This window comes from Paenibacillus sp. 2TAB19 (assembly GCF_052115185.1).
GTDB lineage: Bacteria > Bacillota > Bacilli > Paenibacillales > Paenibacillaceae > Pristimantibacillus.
The window spans coordinates 1-5,376 of the sequence record NZ_JBFRGE010000149.1; the positions used below are offsets into that span (position 1 = coordinate 1).

A 5,376-nucleotide genomic window follows, 5' to 3' on the forward strand; every position below is an offset into this window, starting at 1 on the left:
GTACAGGAATAACTGTTCGTTTTACAGGTTGCTATGATAAAGTAGAAGTTCAAGGAATAAGGAATAAGCGAAGGGGAGAGAGCATGGATCATTTGCAATTGGATCACTACTTGAGGCAGCTCGATCCCATCGAGCAAATACAGTCGATTACCCGTGCCAACGTCAATGACTTCGATGGAAATGAGTTGAAGCCGGAAAACGGAGGTTCCGTCTTCCGCATGCAAGAGGATTATTTTTTTGACCAAGGATCGATTTTTATTAGCAAGCATCATCGCTTTGCTCCAATGCCCTTGCATAATCATACGTTTATCGAATTAAATTACATGTACTCCGGAGAATGCACGCAGGAGATTAACGGGAAATTGGTTCATATCAAACAGGGTCAAGTTTGTATGCTTGATAAGGATGTCCTTCATCGCATCTATCCCCTTGGCGAAAACGATATCCTTATCAATATTATTATGAAAAGGGATTCGCTTTTGTCCGGCATGCTAAGCCGGTTGAATCGTACTGGAATTGTCTCCAATTTTCTAACCAATGCCTTGTCAGAGGATCAGAGCCATGATCGCTTTGTTTTGTTCCACTCCGAAAATCAACGCCAATTGCATAATCATATTCAGAATATGATGTGCGAATATTTCGATACCGATGATTTGTCCATGGACATGGTAGGATACTACATCCCTTTGATTTTTACCGAACTAATGAGAGTATACCGAACGGATAAAAATTTTGAACTTCACCTGACGAACGGCAAGGCCAGCATTATAGATATCCTGCGCTATATCGAACAGAACTATAGGGATTGCACATTAACGGGCTTAGCCGATGCCTTTGGATTTAATGCGAATTACTTAGGGAATATGTTGAAAGAACGAACAGGGAATACCTTTCTTTCTTTGGTTCAAACCCAGCGCATGCTGCAAGCAGCCCATTTGTTAAAGCATTCCCGGAAAAGCATTGACGAGATCGCTTATGATATTGGGTATGAATCACCTGGCTTTTTTTATCGGAAATTCAAGGAGTATTATGGACAAACCCCAAGAAGTTATCGTAGCTCTATGGAAATCACTAAATTCAAAGAATGAAGCCATTGCCCTGCTTTTTCGAAAACGCATACATTAAAATGGAACAGCTCAACCGCGGGCGGCAGCGATATTACCGCAACGGGCAGCGGCTATTCCCGGGAGAAGGAATCGCACCGAGCAGAGAGCTCGCAGCTTTACTCTACAATGCAGGTTACAGAGGGTACTTGTCGCCGACTTTGTCTTGTAGACGAAGCCAGGGTTTCTTTGTTTGGCATGATTACAAGCTGTGGAACAATCCAACTGGCAATTTGCCCTCCCAAGAAGCAGAGGCTTCCAATCCGAGCGCATGCGCCACAACTGCGGCCGTGTMGGAGATATCGACATGCTCAAGCTTGGTGCCAGGTGCGATGCCAGGGCCCGTGCAGCCCCAGAAGATGGTTTTATCCATAGGATGATCACTTCCGTGATCAAAAGCATTCTCGCCACCGCCGCCGTGATCGGTGACAGCAATAATAAGGCTATTCTTTAACAGATCAGCCTCCTCAAGTGCTTCTAGTATGACGCCCGTGTGTTGGTCAGTCTCTTCGATAACACGATGCTGCCCAGGCGTATTGTACCCATGCTTATGACCTGCAGCATCGGGCAAATCCAATTGTACATAAAGCAGCTTGAAATCAGGGTTTTCTTTGATGTAAGCAGCAATGGCTTGTACAAGCTCGCCATCAGGCATCGATACTTTATGTACCCCGATCGATGGTTCAATGATTCCAGAATTAATGGGCTCCCAAGCACTATAAGCAGCTAGTTTGRCATGGGGGAAGGCTTCTCTAGCAACACGAAAAATGGATGGATAGGGTGAGTTGACAGGAAATTGTTCCTTATCGGCCTTCGTATTGGTAAGACCATGTTTCGCAGGTGAAACCCCATGAAGCAGTGATCCCCAACACTCGGCGCTGATGGTGGGCGATGCGGTTTGCGCTTCGAGCGTGGAAGCTCCCGAAGCAAACAAACGGTCTAAATTCGGTGTATGTGCCCCGCGGACAAAATCGCCGGCGCCATCCCACCCAATGATAATGACACGGTTACAAATAGTCATGGATGTACCTGCCTTTTAAAGTTGTTTTATCCCCAAAAACTAATCATGAGAATTCCTATTAAAATAAGACCCGAACACAATATGCGTAAAGTGCCTTGCTTCTCCTTGAGGACGACAATGCCTAGAATCGTGGCAAATACGGTGCCAATTTCACGCACGGGGGAGATATGGGCAACAGGTGCGTACTTCATGGCGAAAAGGAACAATAAATAAGATCCGGGATTGAGAATCGCTCCGAGTAAAATGATTCTGCTGTTCCATTTCCATTCCATGCGCAGTTGTTTAGAGGCGATAACGGTAGGCGTCAAGGCYGCGACGAACCCGATATTGGTCACCTCAAGCAAAGAAATCGCTGAGATATGTTCAAGATTGAGCTTATCGACGAAGACGTAACATGTCGTGCATAAGCCAACACAAAGCGCCATAAGGAAAGGTTTAACAGACCCGTTGGAAGCTGATCTTGATCTTGCTCTGGTGAAAAAGCCGCTGAGCGTAACGAAACCGATGACCATACAAAGCAGTCCCATCCATCCGTAGATCGATAAGGATTCACGAAGGAACAGGACACCAATAATAGGAATGAATAAGGTACTGGTGCCTCTCATAATCGGATAGATTTGCGATAGATCCCCCATATTGTAGGTACGTGCTAATAAGAGCGCATAAACGGCCTGCAAGCAGGCGGATAACAATAGGAGGCCGTAGGACGATAAGGATAAGGGATGAAGCCATAATTCTCTTATTAAGTAAGGAAGAAGAACGATGGTGGTTACCATAAGGATGGACCATAAGAAGACGCTTTTGTTATGACTGCGTTTCGTGAATAAACTCCAAACGGCATGCGCCAAGCCGGAAGCGATGACTAGCAGCGTTGCGACGATAATCAAACAATGACCTCCAAGCTTCCTGGATTAAGTACCGGGTTGGTGTTCAGGTTGCCGGGTAATGACGGTACCGTCAGCAAGTCGCAGCCATGTCTCGAAGCTGCGCTCGCCTTCTCGGAGTCGTATCATTCTCGCGCCTCGCCCGAAGCCCTCTTTGCCATACGTGTTATAGCCGCTGGCTCTGCCGTAACATAGGCGAATCCCGTGCAGCTCACCCCAATAATCGTTGATATGATCATGACCTACGAAGGTTCCTACGATATCGTCCATTTCTAGCATGGCTGCAAAAAGGCCGGAGTTCACGCGGCTGCTGCAGACGCTAGMCTCATAAAAATTCCCGTAACAGGTCTTGCTGTCCCACACCTCTTGATATTCGGGTAAAGGGATATGGAAGAAAGCGAGAGCAGGCAAAGGCCGTTCAGCAAAAGGTTCTCGAATCTGCAGGGATTCTTTCTTGTACCATTCGATTTGATCGCTGCGAATCCAATCATACCCATCAATATGGGGAACGGGTGAATAAGCGCCTGAATCAAAGAAGTAAAGGTTGAATCTGCTTTGCCCGGCAGCATCTTGAATAGACAAACGGTAATTCCCTTCTCCGTTAACCTCTTTCGGACCCCGCTGGGCAACCGTATGCGGATACTCCAGCACCGCATGGATGAGGTCTTCTCTTGAAATGATCGATTCCGTGTCATGATTGCCGAACACGATCGCCCATGGAATCCCGCGAATTTCCACGGATTGGACAGCTTCTCGAAATGCTCCTATTGGATCCTCGCAAGGGGGATCACCTGGAGCTACATCACCGGTATAGATGACATCACCTGTAAAAACAACAAGATCCGGCTGTTCAGCGTCGAGGATATCATCCATGAGACGGCGAGTCATCTGATCCAGAACACCGTTATCTTTCCAATGTAAATCAGTGAATTGCGCAATCGTAAAGGTGTGATCCTCACGAAAGACGAGTGAATGTGGCACGATAAGCCCTCCATTTTTGTATATAACGTTGTTATCATGTGGTTTTATGTTGACTTCATGTTGTTTATTGACAATTGTAGCGCCGCTAGATCAGACTGTCAACCAGCAATTCTTATGACTCACGCTGAATAATTGACATCCTGTACCCCTAACCCTACAATGATAAAAAACAACATAAAACAACATCAATTATATGAAATCAGTCAAGTAGGAGGCCTCTGATGTCATTAACCTATGAAGATCGCAGGATGACGATTCTGAATCATTTGGAAATGGAAGGAAAAGTGCAGGTGCATCACCTGTCTGAGCAGCTTAGCGTTTCAACGGAAACGGTGCGGCGTGATTTGGATCGCCTGGAGAAGGAGGGCAAGCTCCGCAAGGTGTACGGAGGCGCGGTCAAAATGCGCATTGAGCTTGTAGAGCCGCCTTTTCTGAAGCGGACCCAAATGATGAAGGCAGAGAAAGCGGCCATCGGTAAGCTTGCGGCTTCATTAATTGAAGACGGTGAAACGATCATGGTAGATAACGGAACGACGACCATTGAAATTTTGCCTTATTTAAGGGATCGAACGAACATTACCTTGATCACCCACTCGATCCCGGTTCTTAATTTAGCGATGGAAACGTTTCGTGGAACCATTATTTTTGCGGGCGGGGAAGTAAATCCAGAGTACCAAGCGACAACAGGCTCCCTCACCGATCAGATGCTCGATCAATTTAAAGTGAACAAAGCGTTTATATCTGTCGGCGGCATTTCACTTGTAGACGGCATTACCGACTACCATTTAGCTGAAGCGAACATTTCCCGGAAAATGATGCAGCGGGCGGAGGAGTCCATTCTGGTCGCGGACCACTCCAAATTTGGGATGTCCACATTTGCCAGAGTATCGAGGCTGGAGGAGATTTCTATGCTGATCACGGACGCGGGCTGTCCCAAAGAATGGATAGATACGATGGAAGCGCTTGGTATCGAGGTGCGAATTAGCGAGTAAGACGAGATCGCCGTGGATTAATACCTAGGCTGCAAACGAGAAAAAGCGGCAACGATAAAAATCCGTTGCCACTTTTCCTTAAGAGTTTGAAACTAAACGATCAAGGAACATTTCAGCGTCACTATTAAACTTCCAGACAACACCAAATTTATCAACCAACATTCCGAAGCAGGAAGACCAAGGCATTTCTGATAACGGCATGATAACATAGCCGCCTACGGACAAATTAGAAAAGTAATTTTCTAGTAGCTGTTTATCATCAATTACGATACTAATTAGTATATTGTTGCCTTTAACCAACTCACCCGTTACGTTCTTCATCGAAGGCAGAATATCCGACATCATTATTTTGCCGCCAGCGAATTCTAACGATGACTCCATAATCATATTCAACT

General features: G+C 46.1%; 6 protein-coding genes. 2 read left to right on the plus strand and 4 right to left on the minus strand.

The features are described from left to right. On the plus strand, nucleotides 1–1,088 hold a 1,088-nt coding region (locus AB4Z33_RS30175), incomplete at its 5' end, for an AraC family transcriptional regulator (RefSeq protein WP_442053438.1). A gap of 217 nt (nucleotides 1,089–1,305) precedes the next feature. Here AB4Z33_RS30175 and AB4Z33_RS30180 read toward each other — a convergent pair. From AB4Z33_RS30180 to AB4Z33_RS30190, 3 genes are read right to left on the minus strand one after another with little or no spacing between them, the layout of a single operon-like run. Further along, nucleotides 1,306–2,124: an alkaline phosphatase family protein gene (locus AB4Z33_RS30180; RefSeq protein WP_442053439.1), complete on the minus strand. Its 819-nt coding sequence runs from the start codon at nucleotides 2,122–2,124 to the stop codon at nucleotides 1,306–1,308. Nucleotides 2,125–2,150: 26 nt separating this feature from the next. After that, complete coding sequence (locus tag AB4Z33_RS30185) at nucleotides 2,151–3,011, minus strand: DMT family transporter (protein ID WP_442053440.1); 861 nt, start codon at nucleotides 3,009–3,011, stop codon at nucleotides 2,151–2,153. A gap of 24 nt (nucleotides 3,012–3,035) precedes the next feature. Continuing rightward, nucleotides 3,036–3,989 (minus strand): metallophosphoesterase family protein, encoded by a 954-nt coding sequence (locus AB4Z33_RS30190; RefSeq protein WP_442053441.1) that lies wholly within the window; start codon nucleotides 3,987–3,989, stop codon nucleotides 3,036–3,038. Nucleotides 3,990–4,210: 221 nt separating this feature from the next. Between AB4Z33_RS30190 and AB4Z33_RS30195 the strand changes: the two genes are divergently transcribed. Further along, nucleotides 4,211–4,981, plus strand: a complete 771-nt coding sequence (locus AB4Z33_RS30195) for a DeoR/GlpR family DNA-binding transcription regulator (RefSeq protein WP_442053442.1) — start codon at nucleotides 4,211–4,213, stop codon at nucleotides 4,979–4,981. A 78-nt stretch (nucleotides 4,982–5,059) separates the two neighbouring features. Here AB4Z33_RS30195 and AB4Z33_RS30200 read toward each other — a convergent pair. Next, nucleotides 5,060–5,376, minus strand: a 317-nt coding sequence (locus tag AB4Z33_RS30200) for a VOC family protein (protein WP_442053443.1), incomplete at its 5' end; no start/stop codon positions are given.

What these genes read in the sequence shown, in the direction of transcription:
- AB4Z33_RS30195 (WP_442053442.1), top strand. Translation starts at nt 4,211, where the DNA reads ATGTCATTAACCTATGAAGATCGCAGGATGACGATTCTGAATCATTTG.